Here is a 17738-nt window from a genome sequence, read left to right as displayed (position 1 = left end):
TTGGGCGCGTTATTCATGCTATGGGCCCTAGATCGCAAATAAAAAAGGCCGGATGCATCTGCACCCGGCCTTCGCAGTTTGTCTGAACTGATTTGTGCTTATTCCACCGTCACCGATTTGGCGAGGTTGCGGGGCTGATCAACGTCGGTGCCTTTGTGTACGGCAACGTGATAGGCCAGCATCTGTACCGGGATGGTGTACAGGATCGGTGCGACGAAGTCGGCGACCTTGGGCAGTTCGATCGTGGCCGATGCCATATCACCCAGTTTGGCAAGCCCCGGCGCGTCCGAGATAAAGATCACACGACCGCCACGTGCGGCAGCTTCCTGCATGTTTGAGGCAGTTTTTTCAAACAGCTCATCGGACGGGGCAATGACGATGATCGGAACCGACTGATCAATCAGGGCAATCGGGCCATGCTTCATTTCACCGGCGGCATAGCCTTCAGCGTGGATATAGGAAATTTCCTTGAGCTTAAGCGCCCCTTCCATCGCGATCGGGTAACCAAGACCACGACCGAGATAAAGCACATCGCGCGCGTCAGCGACGTCAAGGGCAAGCTGTTTAAGTGCCTCGTCATGATGCAGGACTTCGGCAGCGTGTTTTGGCACTTCGGTCAGCGCACTGACGATGGCGGCTTCTTCATCCTTGGCAAGGGTTCCGTTTTCACGGCCGATGGTCACGGCAAGGCAGGCGAGAACCGTGAGCTGTGTCGTAAAGGCCTTGGTCGAGGCCACCCCGATTTCAGGCCCGGCATAGGTCAAAAGGACCACGTCACTTTCGCGCGCAATCGTACTTTCGGGCACATTGACGATGGATACGATCTTCTGGCCCTTGGATTTCGCATACCGAAGGGCGGCCAGGGTATCAAGCGTCTCGCCCGACTGCGAAATGAACAGGGCGACGCCGCCTTTCGGCAGTGGCGGGCAGCGATAGCGGAACTCGGATGCGACGTCGACATCCACCCCCAGACCGGCATAACGTTCGATCCAGTGTTTTGCCACCAGCCCGGCGTAATAGGACGTGCCGCAGGCGACAATCGTCAAACGCGTTGCATCGGCAAAGGAAAACGGCATGTCCGGCAGTTTGATCGTCTGGGTCGCCGGATTGATAAACGCATGCAGCGTATCGCCAATCACAGCAGGCTGTTCGAAGATTTCCTTCTGCATGAAGTGATTGTAGTTGCCCTTGCCCATCATCGCGCCCGACACGGCCGAAAGCTTGGTTTCGCGGATGACGTCTTCGTCATTTTCATCGCGAACCTGAACGCTATCGCGGGTCATTTCAACCCAGTCGCCTTCTTCAAGATAGATAAGTTTGTTGGTCAGGTGCGACAAAGCCATGGCGTCCGATCCGAGATACATCTCGCCCTCGCCCAGACCAACGGCAAGCGGCGTTCCACGGCGCGCTCCAAAGATCACGTCATGCTCACCGGCAATCATGATCACAAGGGCAAAGGCACCTTCGATGCGATGCAGGGTGGCGGCAACCGCTTCGCGCGGGGTCTTACCCTGATCAAGGAAATCAGACACCAGATGCACGACCACCTCGGTGTCGGTTTCGGTGGCGAATTCGCGACCCTTGGCAGATAGCTCTGCCTTGATTTCCTGGAAGTTTTCAATGATGCCGTTATGGACAACAGCGACCTTGCCATCGGTGTGCGGATGGGCGTTGTTTTCAGTCGGCACACCATGGGTTGCCCAGCGGGTATGACCAATGCCGACATCCCCCGCCAGCGGTTCGCCCGCCAAACGATTTGCAAGATTGATCAGTTTGCCTTCGGCACGTCGGCGTTCTATATGGCCATTGACCAGTGTCGCAATCCCGGCACTGTCATAACCGCGATACTCAAGACGCTTCAGCCCCTCAAGAATGCGATCGCTGACGCTGTCTTTGCCAATAATCCCGATAATGCCGCACATATTGGTTTTCTTCCTGCTTTGTATCGCTTGTCGTTTTGACCACCCGAAGACGAGTGGCAATTTCAAAAATCTTTGTTTGGGCTATTTCTTGCCGGTCAGTTCGCGCATTTTCTCGCGAAACTTGGCGGCCCAGCCCCTTTTCTCGATCCGTTCGGCCCTTGTCAGGGTCAGTGCATCCGCTTCGACCTTGCCAGTGATCGTGCTGCCCGCGCCGACAATCGCGCCATCGCCAATCTCGACGGGTGCGACAAGCGACGAGTTCGAACCGATAAAGGCCCCTGCCCCGATGTCGGTATGCTGTTTGCGGAAACCGTCATAGTTGCACGTGATCGTTCCGGCCCCGATATTGGCTTTTGTCCCGACACGGGCATCACCGATATAGCTCAGGTGATTGACCTTTGCCCCGGCCTCAAGCACGGCCTTCTTGATTTCGACAAAGTTGCCAACCCGCGCACCGGCACCGATTTCAGCCCCTGGGCGCAACCGGGCATAAGGCCCGATATCGGCACCATTGCCAACCACACAGCTTTCAAGATGGCTGAACGCCTTTATCACGACATTGTCGCCCACTGTCACGCCGGGACCGAAGACCACATTGGGTTCAACAATTACATCCCGGCCAAGTTTGGTATCGGCACTGAGGAACACGGATGCCGGATCAACCAATGTTGCGCCGTCTGCCATTGCGGCTTCGCGCAGGCGATCTTGCAGGATGGCTTCGGCAACCGCCAACTGGGTGCGGGAATTAACACCAAGTGTCTCTGCCTCATCCACCTCGACTGCAACACAGCTCTGCCCGTTCTTTTGCGCCACTTCGACCGCATCGGTCAGGTAATATTCACCCTTGGCATTGGCGTTATCGATCGCCTCAAGGGTTGCTATCATGTCCTCGGCCTTGAAACACATCACACCGGAATTGCAGAAATTGATCTGACGCTGCGCGTCATTGCATTCCTTGTCCTCGACGATCGCTGTCAGGTTGCCGTTCTGATCAGTGACCAAACGGCCATAACCTGTCGGGTCTTCGGGTCGGAAACCCAGAACCGCAACGGCATGATCATTTTCTTCGCGGGCAGCGACAAGGCGCGCCAGAGTTTCGGCGGTAAAAAGCGGGCTATCGGCATATAGCACCAGAACATTGCCCGTAAGGCCCTTCAAGCCATCCTTGGCAGCAAGAACAGCGTGTGCCGTGCCAAGACGGTCAGTTTGTTCAAAGGTCTGATGCGGGGCAACGGCCTTGATCAGGTCGGGCATATCCGGACCAACAACCACCATGGTCTTTGCCGCCTTCAGGTGGGCTGCGGTATCAATGACGTGATTGACCATCGGCTTGCCGGCAACTTTGTGCATGACTTTGGGCAAGGCGCTTTTCATGCGCGTACCCATACCGGCAGCCAAAACAACAACACTTAGCTCAAGCGACATCTATTACCCTGTTGGCTGCGGTTTCGCAGCATCCCCTTTGAAAGCATTATCACAATGGTTGTGATGCAAATAATCCAATTCGCAGCAAGTCTTAGAACATATTCTTTTCAAGCAAAAGCCCATAAAGAATCACGTTTTGTTACCGGCTGTTAGCAGATGTTACCGATTGTTAATGGCACGGCTTCCGTTAAGTTCCTATAAACCATGCTGCACTTGTCACCGCTGCTGCCAATTCACCTCCAAGGAGCCCCACCCGATGGCCAAATTCATTCTGTTCGACCTTGATGGCACCCTGATTGACGGGGTCGATGACATCCTGTTTGCAATGAATGATTTGCTGGCCGCCCACGGTCATGCGCCACTTGTTCGTCATGATATTGAAGCCATGCTGGGTGATGGCACATGGATGCTGACCAAACGCGCCTTTGCCGCACGCGGATCAGAGCCCTCTGACGCGATGCTTGATGAACTCAACATCGATTTCAACGCGCGATATGTCGAAACCGACTACGCCTATACCCGCCTTTTTGAACATGCCGAACCCGTCCTGCGCCAACTGAAATCAGACGGCTGGACGATTGCGCTGGCATCGAACAAACCCGAAGCCCCGTGCAAGACCATCCTGACCAAACTTGGTGTCGCGGACCTGTTTAGCGTCATCGCTGGCGGTGACAGCTTTGAGGTCAAAAAACCCGCTGGTCGCTTTCTTGAATTTGTGCTGGGGCAGCTTGGCTTTATTAAATCGAAAGACACAGCCATCATGGTCGGCGATCACGCCAATGATGTAATCGCCGCCCGCGCGGCTGGCATTCATGCGATTACCGTTGCCATGGAAGTCGATGACACCCGCGCACAATCATTGGGTGCTGATGGCCTGACAACAGACTACCTGCAGCTTCAAAATACAATAACTGGAATAACTGCTTGATAACTGATAAACACTGTCAGACTTTTTATAAGTACTCAGCCCCCCTTTTCATCAAGATAAAACCCTCATTGAAGTCTTCAGCGACACCTGAACGATAGTTTTTATACTGAAGCACTGATAGATAACAGCAGGTCACATGCAGAACTTCGATTATACCGGCAAAGACAACCTCGACGTGATGTCTTTTGCAAAAAACTACAATAACTTTCTGACTACACTCGTAGAAAACCATGCACCGGATGATGGAATCCTTCTTGATTTCGGCGCTGGAACCGGTTTCTTTGCCGAACGCGTTTCTCGCAAAGAGCGGAAGTTGTTGTGCATTGAACCCGACAAACACCAAGCTGATGAAGTTCGAACGAGGGGTTTTGATGTTTTTGCGAGTTGCGAAGAACTGAGCGATGAGACTGTAGATTTCTCATACAGCCTCAATGTTCTTGAACACATTGAAGACGATTGTCAGGCGATTCGAGAGATATATCGCGTCCTAAAGCCTGGCAGCCTTTTGGTCGTGTACGTCCCTGCCATGCCGTGCCTTTACTCTTCGATGGACGAGAAGGTTCAGCATTTCCGCCGTTACACGCGGAAAGAACTCAGTAACAAACTTATGTCAGAGGGGTTCGATATTCTTGCTTGCAAGTATGCGGATATTCTTGGTGTTCCCGCGACTATTGCCTACAAGTTGGTAGGTAGCAAATCCGGTGACGTATCCTTGCGTGGACTAGTTGCATATGATCGCTTCGCTTTTCCTCTCAGCAAGACGCTTGATGCAATCACTCATCGCTTGGCTGGCAAAAACGTTTTCGCAGTTGCTAGAAAACCAGTCTGACCAAATCTTGAGAGCATGAAGTTTATCGCTGTCATCATCACCCAGACCATCGCGATGCAATAAGGGATGATCAGTGCCAAGTTATAACGGTACAAGCTTACCGATAACGCTGCGTTGACACCCGCCATAAACATGAATGGCAAGATTAGAAACATCCAGCGAAGCCAAATACCGTTTCGCGCAAAGACGGTGATTAAACCTGCACTCGGAACAGCAAGCATGGCCACAACATGCCCAACAAAAATTCCTCGCCAAAAAAGCAGCAAGGTAACCGCGACAAACTTCAACGGCATCGAAAACACATACTCGGACAACAAATAGTTTCGTGCTTCCAACACCGAGCGCCCGTCATTTGCCAGGTCATCCAATGTGTCGCGACCAAATTGATAATAACTTGTTTCCCCCCAGCCGAGCGGAAGCAAAACATCTAAACCAAAAAGCCTCTGTGCACCGGACACCGGAACATAATAAATCCATCCGATAAGCCATTCCTTCCAACTCATAAGGTTAAAAGCAAGACGGTGAGATAAGGACGAGACAAGATAGCTTTGCTCACTCATCGCAAACGTATCAAGCACGATCCAGTTCCGCAAAAGCATCGGCGCTAGGGCAAGAACGAACGCGACGCAAAATGATGCACTTGCTGTCAAAGTTTGTCGTTTAGGTGATTTTCCTGCCAACAATGCGAAAAATGAAATGAGAGCAAGACCAATGGGTAACAACAACCATGCAGGCTTAACGAGAACCAGCAACCCTGCAACGAGACCTGATATGAACCAGCTGAACATCTTCTCAGCATTATCGAAAACGTATATCCAAGCTGACGCAAATAGACCCGCAAGCATCAGATAACCTTGTTCACTAAGCGGTGACGAAGCATAGGCATATGTATCTTTGAAAAGCATAGACGCCGCAACAACTCCCCAAGCAGCAATCATATTGCGACCAAAGAACCGCCAGCCAACAAACAAAGCGCAAAGATGGAAAATGCATGCTTCAAGAAAATAGATTGCTTTCAGAGACCACAAACCTCTCCCACATCCCTCATCAACGCTAACTTCGGCAACACACATCAAATCCAGGTATGTGTCCTTGCTTAGCATGGCAGCTGTTGCAATCTCGACAGCCGTCAGCACACCTCCTGCATACAATCCTGGCTCAGGTGGCTCATCCTCTCGGTAGCGCTCCCCGGATAGAATGCCATGCTGATATAAATTCAATCCTGCTGTCACATATCGCGGAGAGTCAGGTTGAATATTTGCCCCGGGAACAAGAATTCTAGAGGCAACGATCCAAAACACTCCGAGAAACAGGATTGTATTCGTTGTGAGTTTCAGCATGGAGCCCAATCAAAACAAACTACTTATAACAATCTTACATTGTTCAGTTCTATAACGCGTGGAAGCAAGATTGTCTTCAAAAACGGAGGCTTCCAAAAGAAAAACCGGCCAACAGACATTCTGTTGACCGGCTTATTTTACGTCAGATCTCAATCAGCCGAATGGAGTCAGTGACTGTCCTTCGGAATTGCGTTGCCACGATGGCCGACAAGGAAGTCGAAGTCTGCCCCGCGATCTGCACCAATCACCGACTTGTAGTAAAGCGATGCATAGCCGCTTTCCGGGACCGGAACGCTGTTTTTCCAGTCTTTCAGGCGCTGGGCCAGCTCTTCATCGCTGATATCGAGGTGCAGGCGACGGTTGGGCACATCAAGCTCGATCATGTCGCCATTCTTAACGACGGCCAACGGGCCACCGGCCGCAGCCTCCGGCGAGGTATGAAGCACAACGGTGCCATAGGCCGTACCGCTCATACGCGCATCTGAAATACGCACCATGTCCGTGATGCCCTTGCGAAGCACCTTGGGCGGCAGGCCCATATTGCCGACCTCTGCCATGCCCGGATAACCTTTCGGACCACAATTCTTCAGAACCATGATGCAGGTTTCATCGATATCAAGGTCCTCGTCATAAATCTTGGCCTTGTAATCATCGATGTCCTCAAACACCACGGCGCGACCGCGATGCGTCAGAAGCTCCGGCGTTGCCGCTGATGGCTTAATCACCGCACCATTGGGCGCAAGGTTACCCTTGACCACGGCAATGCCACCGCTTTCGGTCAGGGCCTTGTCGAACGGGCGAATGACGTCCTCGTTCCAGTTGCGCACATCCTTGACCTGATCCCACATGGTTTCACCCGAGACGGTCAGGGCATCATTGTGAAGCTTGCCTGCCTCGGCCAGCGCCTTGATTACCACAGGCAGACCACCGGAATAGAAGAACTCCTCCATCAGGTAGTCGCCAGATGGCTGCAGGTTGACGATGGTCGGGATATCCTTGCCCAGGCGATCCCAGTCATCAAGGGACAGGTCAATACCAACACGCCCGGCAATCGCCAACAAATGGATCACTGCGTTCGTCGATCCGCCAATCGCACCATTGACGCGAATGGCGTTTTCGAATGCCTCCTTGGTCATAACGTCAGACGGCTTGAGGTCATCCTTGACCATCTGAACGATGCGACGGCCCGTCACATGCGCCATTACACGACGACGGCTATCAACGGCCGGGATCGCGGCATTGCCCGAAAGCGCCATGCCAAGCGCCTCGGCCATGCTGGCCATGGTTGAGGCCGTGCCCATGGTGTTGCACGACCCGGGGGATCGCGACATGGCAATTTCGGCCTCAAGGAAATCTTCGGTGCTGATCTTGCCGGCCTTGCGCGCCTCGGCAAGCTGCCAAAGAGAGGTGCCCGATCCAATATCCTCACCGCGCCATTTGCCGTTCAGCATCGGACCACCGGTGACGACAATCGCCGGAATATCAACGCTGGCCGCCCCCATGAGAAGCGATGGCGTGGTTTTGTCGCAACCCACCATCAGGACAACACCGTCAAGTGGCGTTCCGCGCAGCATTTCCTCGACATCCATTGAAGCAAGGTTACGGAACATCATTGCGGTTGGACGCAGCGTGCTTTCACCGGTCGAGAAAACCGGGAATTCAAGCGGCAGGCCACCTGCTTCGTAAATGCCGTGTTTGACCCGTTCGGCCAGATCACGCAAATGGGCGTTGCATGGGGTCAGTTCAGACCAGGTATTACAAATGCCAATCACCGGTCGCCCATCAAACAGATCCGACGGCAGACCCTGGTTCTTCATCCAGCTGCGGTGATAGATATTGTCCTTGCTGGTTCCGCCGAACCAACCTTCTTGTGACCGCAAGGTACGCGGCCAGGGAGCCGGTTTGAACTTCGTCATGCCCGTTTTCCTTTTTGACTTATTATCGTGACGGATCCGGTCATGTGCGGTTGGTACAGCCACACACAGGACATTGAACGACACGCACCGGCAATCGGTCAGGGAAACCGACTGGTGTGAGGCCGGTGCGCATCGTTCCGCGTCAACGTGTTGTTACGCCTTGTTCTTGTTGTAGACGTCGAAGATCACAGCCGCCAAAAGCACAAGGCCCTTGATCACCTGCTGCCAGTCAATACCGACACCGATAATCGACATCCCGTTATTCATGACACCCATGATCAGCGCGCCAACCACAGCACCGATCACTTTACCTACGCCACCCGACATCGATGCACCACCGATGAATACAGCAGCGATCACGTCAAGCTCGAACGCAAGGCCCGCTTTTGGCGTTGCCGTGTTCAGACGCGCGGCAAAAACCAGCCCCGCAAGCGCGGCAAGCATGCCCATATTGGCAAAGGTGAAGAAGGTCAGGCGCTTGGTGTTAATGCCTGAAAGCTTGGCGGCCTTTTCATTCCCGCCGAGCGCATAGATGCGACGACCCAAGGTCGTGCTGTTGGTGATGAAGGTAAAGATCGCAATCAGAACCGCCATGATCACCAGAATGTTCGGCAATCCACGATAGGTCGACAGCAGATAGGTCACAAACAGGATCGCAATCCCTGCAACCGCATGTTTGGTGACAAACACTGCCATCGGTTCCTCTACCGCGGCAAACTTCGCCTGCTTGGCGCGCGAACGCAGGCCAAGGATCGGCAGAAGTGCCGCCAGAACCACACCCAGCGTCATGGAGAAGACGTTGAAGCGTCCCTCGATGAAACCACCAAGAAAGTCGGGGATGAAGCCCGATGACATTGCCTGGAAGCTGTCGGGGAACGGACCAACCGATGCCCCGCCCAAAAGGGCCAGCGTCAGCCCCTTGAACACCAGCATCCCAGCCAGTGTCACAATAAAGGACGGAATACGCCAATAGGCCACCCAATACCCTTGAGCCGCACCAATGATCGCCCCCGCGATCAGGCAGACCGGGATAACAAGGACCGTCGGCAAATCCCAATTGACGATCATCACGGCGGCCAACGCGCCGATAAAGCCGACAACAGAGCCGACTGACAGGTCAATATTACCGCCGACAATCACCAGCAACATGCCAACAGCCATGATGATGATATAGCTGTTTTGCAGGAACAAGTTGGTCAGGTTGACCGGCTTGAGCATGATGCCGTCGGTCAAAACCTGGAAGAAGGCCAGAATGGCAACCAGCGCAACAACCATGCCGTATTCACGAATGTGGGTGCGCAGATAGTAGCCGATTGATTTGGTTTCAGTATCCGTCATTGTCTATTCCTCACGCCTTCAGGATCATGCGCATGATTGCTTCCTGGCTTGCGTCCTTTGCCGCAAGCTGCCCCTTGATCTCACCTTCGTTCATCACGTAGATGCGATCGCACATGCCCAGAAGCTCCGGCATTTCCGACGAGATCATGATGACCCCCTTACCGTCGGCAGCCAGTTGGTTGATAATCGTGTAAATTTCGTATTTCGCCCCGACATCAATACCGCGGGTCGGCTCATCAAGAATGAGCACTTCAGGTGCAGCAAACAGCCATTTGGACAAAACGACTTTCTGCTGGTTGCCACCCGAGAGGTTCATGACCTTTTGCGCAACATTCGGGGTGCGAATGTTGATCTTGTTGCGATATTCCTCGGCAACGGATCGCTCTGCGCCGTCATTGAGAACACCGTTTTCCGAAACACCTGGCAAGTTCGCCAGCGTAATGTTGGTCGTGATGCTTTCTTCAAGGATCAGACCCATTTCCTTACGGTCTTCGGTAACGTAGGCAAGGCCCGATGCAATCGCCTTTTCGACGGTCGAGACATCAACAGGCTTGCCATTAATCAGAACTTCGCCCGAAATATCGGTGCCATAGGACTGGCCAAAGATGCTCATGGCAAGCTCGGTTCGTCCGGCCCCCATCAGACCCGCGATCCCGACAACCTCGCCGGCAGCAACGTCGATATTGACATTGTCAACGACCTTGCGCTCGGGATGAAGCGGATGGGTTGCCGACCAATTGCGGACCTCCATCAGCTTTTCGGTACCGATATTGGGCGTGCGGTCCGGATAGCGGTGCGCCATATCACGCCCGACCATATCCTTGACGATATCGTCTTCGGTAATATTGCCACCACGTGCATCAAGGGTCGAAATTGACTTGCCATCACGAATGATCGTGATGCGGTCTGCAACCCGGTTGATTTCGTTAAGCTTATGCGAAATCAGGATCGAGGTAATGCCTTGCGCCTTGAATTCCAGCAAAAGGTCCAGCAACTTCTGACTGTCATTTTCCTGAAGACTTGCCGTTGGCTCGTCCAAAATCAGAAGCTTCACCTTTTTTGAAAGCGCCTTGGCAATTTCAACAAGCTGCTGTTTGCCGACCCCGATATTGGTCACAAGCGTTGCCGGGTTCTCTTTCAAACCCACTTTTTTCAGCAATTCGCCCGTGCGCGCAAACGTCGCAGGCCAGTTCACAACGCCGTTTTCACTGATCTCGTTGCCCAGAAAGATATTTTCAGCAATCGACAGAAGCGGCACCAGGGCCAGCTCCTGATGGATGATGATAATCCCGCGATCTTCACTGTCGCGGATATCCTTGAATTCCTGCACCCCGCCGTCATAAAGGATGTCGCCTTCATAGGTACCATGCGGATAGACCCCGCTCAGCACCTTCATCAGCGTGGATTTGCCGGCACCATTCTCGCCACAAAGCGCATGAATTTCGCCGCGCTCGACTTTAATACTAACATCATCAAGTGCCTTCACACCCGGGAAAGTCTTGGTGATGTTCTTCATTTCCAGGATGGTATCCATCCGGTCCTCCCACTGCCATTGACACTGCAACGGCGCCTTAAGCCTGCTTTGGTCTTTGTTTTCCTGGAAACCAGTCGGGCTTGATCGCCCGATCACGTTTGAGAAAAGCGACCCCGGCGTCTCCGCCGGGGCCTTCAAAGTTCAAGTGCTTACTGCACTTCTTCTTTGGTGTAGTAGCCTGAACCAACAAGGATTTCTTCCCAGTTGGATTTATCAACCATGATCGGCTCAAGCAGGTAGGAAGGAACAACCTTCACACCGTTGTCGTAAGTGCTGGTGTCGTTGATGGTCGGCTTTTCGCCTGCAAGCACACTGTCCACCATCGAAACGGTCACACGTGCAAGTTCACGGGTATCCTTGAAGATGGTGGAGTACTGCTCACCAGCCAGGATCGACTTGACCGACGGCAGTTCAGCATCCTGACCGGTAACGATCGGCATATCCATGTCGCCCGAACCGTAACCAACGCCCTTGAGCGAGGAAAGGATACCAATCGACAGGCCATCATACGGCGACAGAACACCATCGATTTCTTCGTCGGTGTAGTATGCCGAAAGAAGGTTATCCATACGTGCCTGTGCAACCGCACCATCCCAACGCAGCGTACCGACCTTGTCCATGCCCATCTGGCCGGATTTGATCACGATGGTTCCTTCGTCGATCAGCGGCTGCAGGATCGACATGGCACCGTTATAGAAGAAATACGCGTTGTTATCGTCCGGCGAACCGCCGAACAGTTCGACGTTATAGGGCGGCTCACCCGATTCAATCAGACCATCAACAAGCGAAGATGCCTGCTGAACGCCAACCTTGAAGTTATCAAAGGTGGAATAATAATCGACATTCGGGCTTTCAACGATCAGGCGGTCATAGGCGAAGACCTTGATGCCCGCTGCTGCTGCGTTTTCCAGCGCATTCGAAAGCGTGGTACCGTCAATCGCCGCGATCACCAGGACATCCACGCCCTTAACGATCATGTTTTCGATTTGGGACAGCTGGTTGGGAATATCATCTTCTGCGTACTGAAGATCGGTTTTGTAGCCGGCAGCTTCAAACTGCTCGACCATGGAATTTCCGTCGGAAATCCAACGTGCCGAAGATTTGGTGGGCATTGCGATCCCGACATAGCCTTTTTCATCGGCATGGGCGTAACCGCCGGAAATCATCGGGCTCATCATTGCGGCCGCGCCAAAGGCGACCCCTGCCATTACGGCACCGAGACGTTTCATAGCTATCCTCCCTAAAAGACACGGCATACCAGCCATTTTTGTCTAAGCCCGACTTTCACAGGCGTGCTTGGCCCGCATACGTCGTGTCTTTGTTTTCGATTGATACAGCATCCTATTTCCCAAAGGACACGGCGCCATTATTCAGACGCCCTACATAACAATCAAATAAACATTTTCGAAACTTGCATATCAAAAACGATATATTAAAATCCCCACCGCAGGAGGAATACATATGGCAAAAACGTCAACCCAGCAGCCGCTCAGCTCGGCAAAATCGCTGCTTTTCCGGTCGGGAAACCTTTTTCAGCGCGGACTTAAGCTCAGTCACCTGCGCATGATTGTCGCGATGGAAGAAACTGGTCAGATCAGTCTGGCGGCGGACATGCTCAAGACATCCCAACCTGCTGCCTCTAGACTATTGTCTGAGATGGAAAGCATTCTCGAAGCCAGACTATGCGTGCGCAGCCCGCGTGGTATCGAGATGACCAACGCCGGACGCGCCCTGGCGCGACGTGCGCGCAGCATGCTGATTGAAATCCGCGAGGCCGAACGCGAAATCGAGGACATCAAACATGGGGGCGGCACCGTATTTATCGGTGCGGTGACCGCAGCCGCAGTTGAATTGGTTGTACCCGCAATCCGAAGCGTCCAGGCGGTCAACTCGCTGCTTGAGGCCCATGTCGGGGTCGGGCCATCTCACCTGCTGATCAAGGATTTGCTGGCTGGTGACCATGACTTCGTCATTGGCCGTGTGCCCGAAGACATGGACCCGCGCCTTTTTAACATCCGCGAAATCAGAAGCGAGAAAATCCGCCTCATGGTGCGTACGGGGCACCCGCTGCTTGAAAGCAATAAACCGATCACCCTTGCACGACTTGCACAATTCGACTGGATTTTGCCGCCGCCGGGCAACCTGATGCGTCGTACGATTGAAGATGTCTTTATTTCGCGTCACCTTCCCCTGCCCCATTCCAGCCTCAACTCGGCATCACTTCTTGTGACCCTTGCGACGTTGTCTGATACCAACTCGATTGCCCCGATGGCCGAAGAAGTCACAACCCTTCTGACCAGTGGCGGGCTGATCACCGAATTGCCATTCGATGGCGCGATTGAAATTAAACCCTATAGCCTGATTACCGCCCGTGGGCATCGGCTTTCGCCATCGGCACAGTTGGTGTCGGACCATATTCTTTCACGCATCGAAAAGCCCCATGGCTAGGCGAATGGCCAGGCAAAGGTTTGTACTGTGCGCCGGACCAAAACTCGCATAAGCTTCTGAAGCAGAACAAAGTATAGTGTCGTCGAGATCCAAGCATGCCCAAACTGGTTCGATATTTCACCGCCCTGCTGGGCGCATTGTCGCCCTTGTTCGCGGCCACGGCCAGTGCCGATGAAACCCAATACAGCGCAGCCACCACAGCCGACTTCGCAGTCATGGATCTGCGTGGAACAACCGCATGGGCGATCAACCATTTTCAGTGGCTCGAACCAGACGCAGAGGCACTTGAAACACTGATCGGCGCCGCAGGGAAAGGCCCCATGCGGCTTGATCTTGTGATGGACAATATCGTGCCGCCCTATTTCGAACTGCGTCCTGATCCGGAAATTTGCGATGATCCCGGTGTGCCGGTGAGCTGGATGGAAGATGTTCCACAAACCATCTGCATGGACATCCCGCCTGCCACCAGAACCCGCCACAAGGATACACCGGGCAATATCGATCTGTTGTGTTTGCAACCGCAAAGCAACCTTTTGTTCCCCGTCAACTGGACAGAGGGCACCAACTGGCCGCAGATCCATCTCAATCAAACTGTGACACCAGGCGAAATCCGCTATGAGGGCAGCACGGCGATCATTGACCTGACCATCATTGATGCCATTCCCACCAACCTCGCCAACCTGTCAGAACAGGGTTACGGCCCGGCGGTTATCGGCATGTCAGACAGCGATCTTCGTGACGTCCTTGGCCCGAAACTTGATGTCTTTCGCGCCGGTGACGATGACAGCTGCACCTATTTGCAACGCGACCTTGATCCGCATGGATTGGGCTATATGGTTCTTGATGGCAAACTTGCGCGGGTATCGCTGTATGGTGACGAACTTGATGTTGCCACCAGCCTTGTGCGAACCACGAATGGTCTTTCCATCGGGTCCAGCAAGGAAAACGTTCTTGACGCATTTCCCAATCAAACCCTGATCGAGGAAGAACACGAATATCTTGGTCCCGATGGCCTGTATTTGACCTGGTGGCAAGACGACGCGCAAACGCGCGGCATCCGGTTTGAAATTGACGAAACCGGCAGCGTCATTGCCATCCATGCCGGAAACAGCGCGATCACCCTGATCGAAGGCTGCGCCTGATTCTTCGACCGGATCTTCTTGGTCGTTGACTTCACGTCACAAGCCGCTAAAAAGCCGGTCCTGCGCAGATCGTACCGATCTCGCCGCTACCCAAAACCAACAACAATATTGCCATCCCCTTGCCGCAAAGCCCGACCAGAACGGCGTGCTTGCGGAGACACGAACACGAATGCAAACACCGATAACGTCCAACCTTGTTGTCATTACCGGGGGTCCCGGTGTTGGCAAAACCACCTTGATTAATCATCTGAATGACCGGGGCTTTGACACCAGCCCCGAGGTCGCGCGCGCCATCATCGAAGAACAGATGGAACGTGGCGGCACCGCCCTGCCGTGGTCTGACAATGATGCCTATGCCGGTCTGATGTATCGCCGGTCCATCCGCGCGTGGCAGGACGACATTCAAAACCACCCGCGCACGGTTTTCTGTGATCGTGGCTTGCCCGATACATTGGCCCATCGAAGACTAAGCGGCCTTCCCGAAAACCCCGACCTGATCCGCGCCATCAAGACCTATCGCTATCACAAACTCGCCTTTGTCCTGCCGCCATGGTCGGAAATTTACAAAACCGATGCGGCGCGAACACAAAGCTTCTCTGAAGCCGTCAGAACATATGTCGTGCTGTGCCGGACCTATCATGAATGCGGCTATGAACTGGTCGAAATTCGCAAAGGCCCGGTTGAACAGCGCGCCGCCCAGATCCTTGCCCGCCTGAAACTATAAGAAACACGCCCCAAGATGACGCCAAACAAACCCACATCCCGATCTGCCAAACGTGCCCTCATGGCATGCACAGCCGCCGTGACACTACTCACCAGCCTTCCGACCGTTGCCGCCTGCTATGACTGGCCGCTGCGCGAATATCGCGGCAATTACGCTTATGACGGCGATACGATCTATGTCGCCATTCCGGGACTGCCCGAAGAAATCGCCAGTATGTCGGTGCGCGTACGCGGGGTCGACACACCAGAAGTCCGTGGCAAATGCGAAAGCGAAAAGCAACTCGCCCAAAAGGCCCGCGACTACGCCCGAAGCCGCCTGAAGGCTGCAACAAGCGTGCAATTCTGCGAACCCGAATGGGGCCGCTATGGTGGGCGTGTGGTGGCATCGGTACGGGTTGATGGCAGCCCGCTTGATCTTGAGCTGATCGCAAACGGCCTTGCCCGCCCCTATGACGGTAAAACCAAACGTCTGCCCTGGTGTCAGGGCTAACGTCAGGGCTGATCGCGATGGCCATTAATGTCACTTCGCTGTGAAGTCACTGGACAACGGCAATATTCCAACCATCTTTGGAAACAGGAAATTGCAGGACCAAAGATCAAAAAGCGAAGTGACGAAATATGAGCAAGTATCACAAAGATCCCGATGCCATCCGCGACCTGTCGCCCGAACAGTATCATGTGACTCAGGAAAGCGGCACCGAACCGCCGTTTCGCAATGATTTCTGGGATCACAAGGAAGACGGGCTTTATGTTGATATCGTCTCGGGCGAGCCACTTTTCACCTCGCGCGACAAGTTCGATAGCGGCTGTGGCTGGCCAAGCTTTGTAAAGCCTGTCGAAACCGACCATATCGTCGCCAAGGAAGACAACACGCTTGGCATGCGCCGGATCGAGGTCCGGTCCAAACACGGTGACAGCCATCTCGGCCACGTCTTCCCCGATGGCCCGCAGGACCGTGGCGGATTGCGCTATTGCATCAATTCCGCATCCCTTCGCTTCATCCCGATTGAGGATCTGGATGCCGAGGGATATGGCGATTATCGCCAGCTGTTTGAATAATCAGACAAAAAAAGACCGGCGCGAAGCCGGTCTTTTTATTTGTGTGATGATTAGAAATCACCTGGCGCGCATTGAAGGCAAGTCAGCCCCATATCGCGCCATTTATCAACCACCCGCCTGCGATCATCGACAACCAGCCACGGGTTAAACCCATCTTCGATGATCCTGGCCAGAAGGTCTTCCTTGACCTCCTCGTCAGTGCGGTGATCGGCATCTTCGGGACGCAGATACATGCCGTCAAACGGGATATCATGCGCGCGCAGCCAGGCTTCTGACCGGTGCTGCCATCCCGCCGGGCGGCCCGAACAGATCAGGATTGCATGGCCCGATGCATGCAGGATGCGCAACAGTTTCTCGATATTTTCAATCGGTTTGGCGTGGTCCATGGCGTCAAAGAACGCATCCCACTGTTTTTCCACACCATGAACCAGATGCCCCAAAGCATCGGCATCAAAATGCGCCAGCGTGCCATCCATATCGAACACGACTGCATCACGCGCATCACGGGCTTTGGGTTCAGTCACGCAGAAATCTCCTTGATCAGGTTTTCGGTCAAATTCTCATAGCCCCAACCATCCTTGGTCGGGCGGAACAGGATCGGGGTCGCATTGGGCACACGCGGGCCATCGGCCTCGAACCCGGTCATGTAAAGAATGCAGCGCGCCACACCGGAATGGGCAACAATGACGGTCAGGTTATCGCTGACCTCTGCCAATGCCTGTTGCATGGCAAAGGACACGCGCTGACACATCGCATCAAACCCCTCGCCATTGGGCGGGGTGTCAAAGCGCGGGCAAAGTTCGCCAATCGGCCGGCCTTCCAGATCGCCCCAATGGCGTTCGCGCAACCCATCAAGGACCCGGGCGTCATACCCCGGCAGCACCAGATTGGCCGTCGTGCGTGCCCGGTCCTGCGGACTGACATAAACCGCATGCCATTTCGCCTTCGCCATTAATGGTGCAATCGCCAACGCTTGTGCGCGCCCGGTTTCATTCAGTGGCGGTTCGTTTGACCCGGCAATGATGCCCGCCCGGTTGGCATCGGTTTCCCCGTGCCGGATGAAGACAAACGGCAGCTTGGGAAAATCGAACTTTTCAGCGGCATAGATCATGACCGGGCATTACCTTTGTTGTG

General features: G+C 53.9%; 16 protein-coding genes. 7 read left to right on the top strand and 9 right to left on the bottom strand.

Going from position 1 to position 17738, the window contains the following annotated elements; translation table 11 throughout:
* Positions 1-98 precede the first annotated feature (98 nt).
* Both glmS and glmU read right to left on the bottom strand, forming a co-directional pair.
* Positions 99-1922: a glutamine--fructose-6-phosphate transaminase (isomerizing) gene (gene glmS / locus B2R48_RS11405; protein WP_297000392.1), complete on the bottom strand. Its 1824-nt coding sequence runs from the start codon at positions 1920-1922 to the stop codon at positions 99-101.
* Positions 1923-2003: 81 nt separating this feature from the next.
* Positions 2004-3347 (bottom strand): bifunctional UDP-N-acetylglucosamine diphosphorylase/glucosamine-1-phosphate N-acetyltransferase GlmU, encoded by a 1344-nt coding sequence (gene glmU / locus B2R48_RS11400; RefSeq protein WP_297000389.1) that lies wholly within the window; start codon positions 3345-3347, stop codon positions 2004-2006.
* Positions 3348-3603: 256 nt separating this feature from the next.
* Here glmU and B2R48_RS11395 point away from each other — a divergent pair, with 256 nt between their 5' ends.
* Entirely contained in the window at positions 3604-4275 is a 672-nt protein-coding gene (locus B2R48_RS11395; RefSeq protein WP_297000387.1) for an HAD family hydrolase, read from the top strand.
* A gap of 136 nt (positions 4276-4411) precedes the next feature.
* Positions 4412-5104 (top strand): class I SAM-dependent methyltransferase, encoded by a 693-nt coding sequence (locus tag B2R48_RS11390; protein WP_297000383.1) that lies wholly within the window; start codon positions 4412-4414, stop codon positions 5102-5104.
* Here B2R48_RS11390 and B2R48_RS11385 read toward each other — a convergent pair.
* The 5 genes from B2R48_RS11385 to chvE all read right to left on the bottom strand — a co-directional run bounded on the left by B2R48_RS11385 (position 5053) and on the right by chvE (position 12461).
* Positions 5053-6444 carry a hypothetical protein gene (locus B2R48_RS11385; protein WP_297000381.1) on the bottom strand — a complete coding sequence of 464 codons (1392 nt, stop codon included), beginning with the start codon at positions 6442-6444 and terminating at the stop codon, positions 5053-5055. The two genes, B2R48_RS11390 and B2R48_RS11385, sit on opposite strands and share 52 nt — an antisense overlap.
* 167 nt (positions 6445-6611) lie before the next feature.
* Positions 6612-8360: an L-arabinonate dehydratase gene (gene araD, locus B2R48_RS11380; RefSeq protein WP_297000378.1), complete on the bottom strand. Its 1749-nt coding sequence runs from the start codon at positions 8358-8360 to the stop codon at positions 6612-6614.
* A gap of 153 nt (positions 8361-8513) precedes the next feature.
* On the bottom strand, positions 8514-9698 hold the full coding sequence (mmsB, locus tag B2R48_RS11375) for a multiple monosaccharide ABC transporter permease (protein WP_062957516.1): 1185 nt from the start codon (positions 9696-9698) through the stop codon (positions 8514-8516).
* A gap of 10 nt (positions 9699-9708) precedes the next feature.
* Entirely contained in the window at positions 9709-11232 is a 1524-nt protein-coding gene (gene mmsA / locus B2R48_RS11370; protein ID WP_062957517.1) for a multiple monosaccharide ABC transporter ATP-binding protein, read from the bottom strand.
* 149 nt (positions 11233-11381) lie between these two features.
* Positions 11382-12461, bottom strand: a complete 1080-nt coding sequence (chvE, locus tag B2R48_RS11365) for a multiple monosaccharide ABC transporter substrate-binding protein (RefSeq protein WP_062957518.1) — start codon at positions 12459-12461, stop codon at positions 11382-11384.
* Between the two features lie 232 nt (positions 12462-12693).
* Between chvE and B2R48_RS11360 the strand changes: the two genes are divergently transcribed.
* The 5 genes from B2R48_RS11360 (at position 12694) to msrB (ending at position 16604) form a co-directional block, all read left to right on the top strand.
* Complete coding sequence (locus tag B2R48_RS11360) at positions 12694-13680, top strand: LysR family transcriptional regulator (protein ID WP_062957519.1); 987 nt, start codon at positions 12694-12696, stop codon at positions 13678-13680.
* Positions 13681-13775: 95 nt separating this feature from the next.
* Positions 13776-14822, top strand: a complete 1047-nt coding sequence (locus tag B2R48_RS11355) for a hypothetical protein (RefSeq protein ID WP_297000365.1) — start codon at positions 13776-13778, stop codon at positions 14820-14822.
* 169 nt (positions 14823-14991) lie between these two features.
* A complete protein-coding gene (locus B2R48_RS11350) occupies positions 14992-15546 on the top strand; it encodes an AAA family ATPase (protein WP_297000360.1) in 555 nt (184 codons plus the stop codon).
* 78 nt (positions 15547-15624) lie between these two features.
* The gene (locus B2R48_RS11345; protein WP_297000358.1) at positions 15625-16035 is read left to right on the top strand and encodes a thermonuclease family protein; all 411 of its coding nucleotides are present in this window, start codon (positions 15625-15627) and stop codon (positions 16033-16035) included.
* A 128-nt stretch (positions 16036-16163) separates the two neighbouring features.
* Positions 16164-16604: a peptide-methionine (R)-S-oxide reductase MsrB gene (gene msrB / locus B2R48_RS11340; RefSeq protein ID WP_297000355.1), complete on the top strand. Its 441-nt coding sequence runs from the start codon at positions 16164-16166 to the stop codon at positions 16602-16604.
* Between the two features lie 50 nt (positions 16605-16654).
* Here msrB and B2R48_RS11335 read toward each other — a convergent pair whose 3' ends face one another.
* Together B2R48_RS11335 and B2R48_RS11330 are read right to left on the bottom strand one after the other, a co-directional pair.
* Positions 16655-17128: an HAD family acid phosphatase gene (locus B2R48_RS11335; protein ID WP_297000352.1), complete on the bottom strand. Its 474-nt coding sequence runs from the start codon at positions 17126-17128 to the stop codon at positions 16655-16657.
* Positions 17125-17715 (bottom strand): histidine phosphatase family protein, encoded by a 591-nt coding sequence (locus B2R48_RS11330; RefSeq protein WP_297000350.1) that lies wholly within the window; start codon positions 17713-17715, stop codon positions 17125-17127. The genes B2R48_RS11335 and B2R48_RS11330 overlap by 4 nt, the downstream gene beginning before the upstream one ends.
* Positions 17716-17738 lie beyond the last annotated feature (23 nt).

This window comes from Thalassospira sp. UBA848 (assembly GCF_002295455.1).
In the GTDB taxonomy this organism is placed as follows: domain Bacteria; phylum Pseudomonadota; class Alphaproteobacteria; order Rhodospirillales; family Thalassospiraceae; genus Thalassospira.
This window is presented reverse-complemented; position numbering and strand designations above follow the sequence as displayed.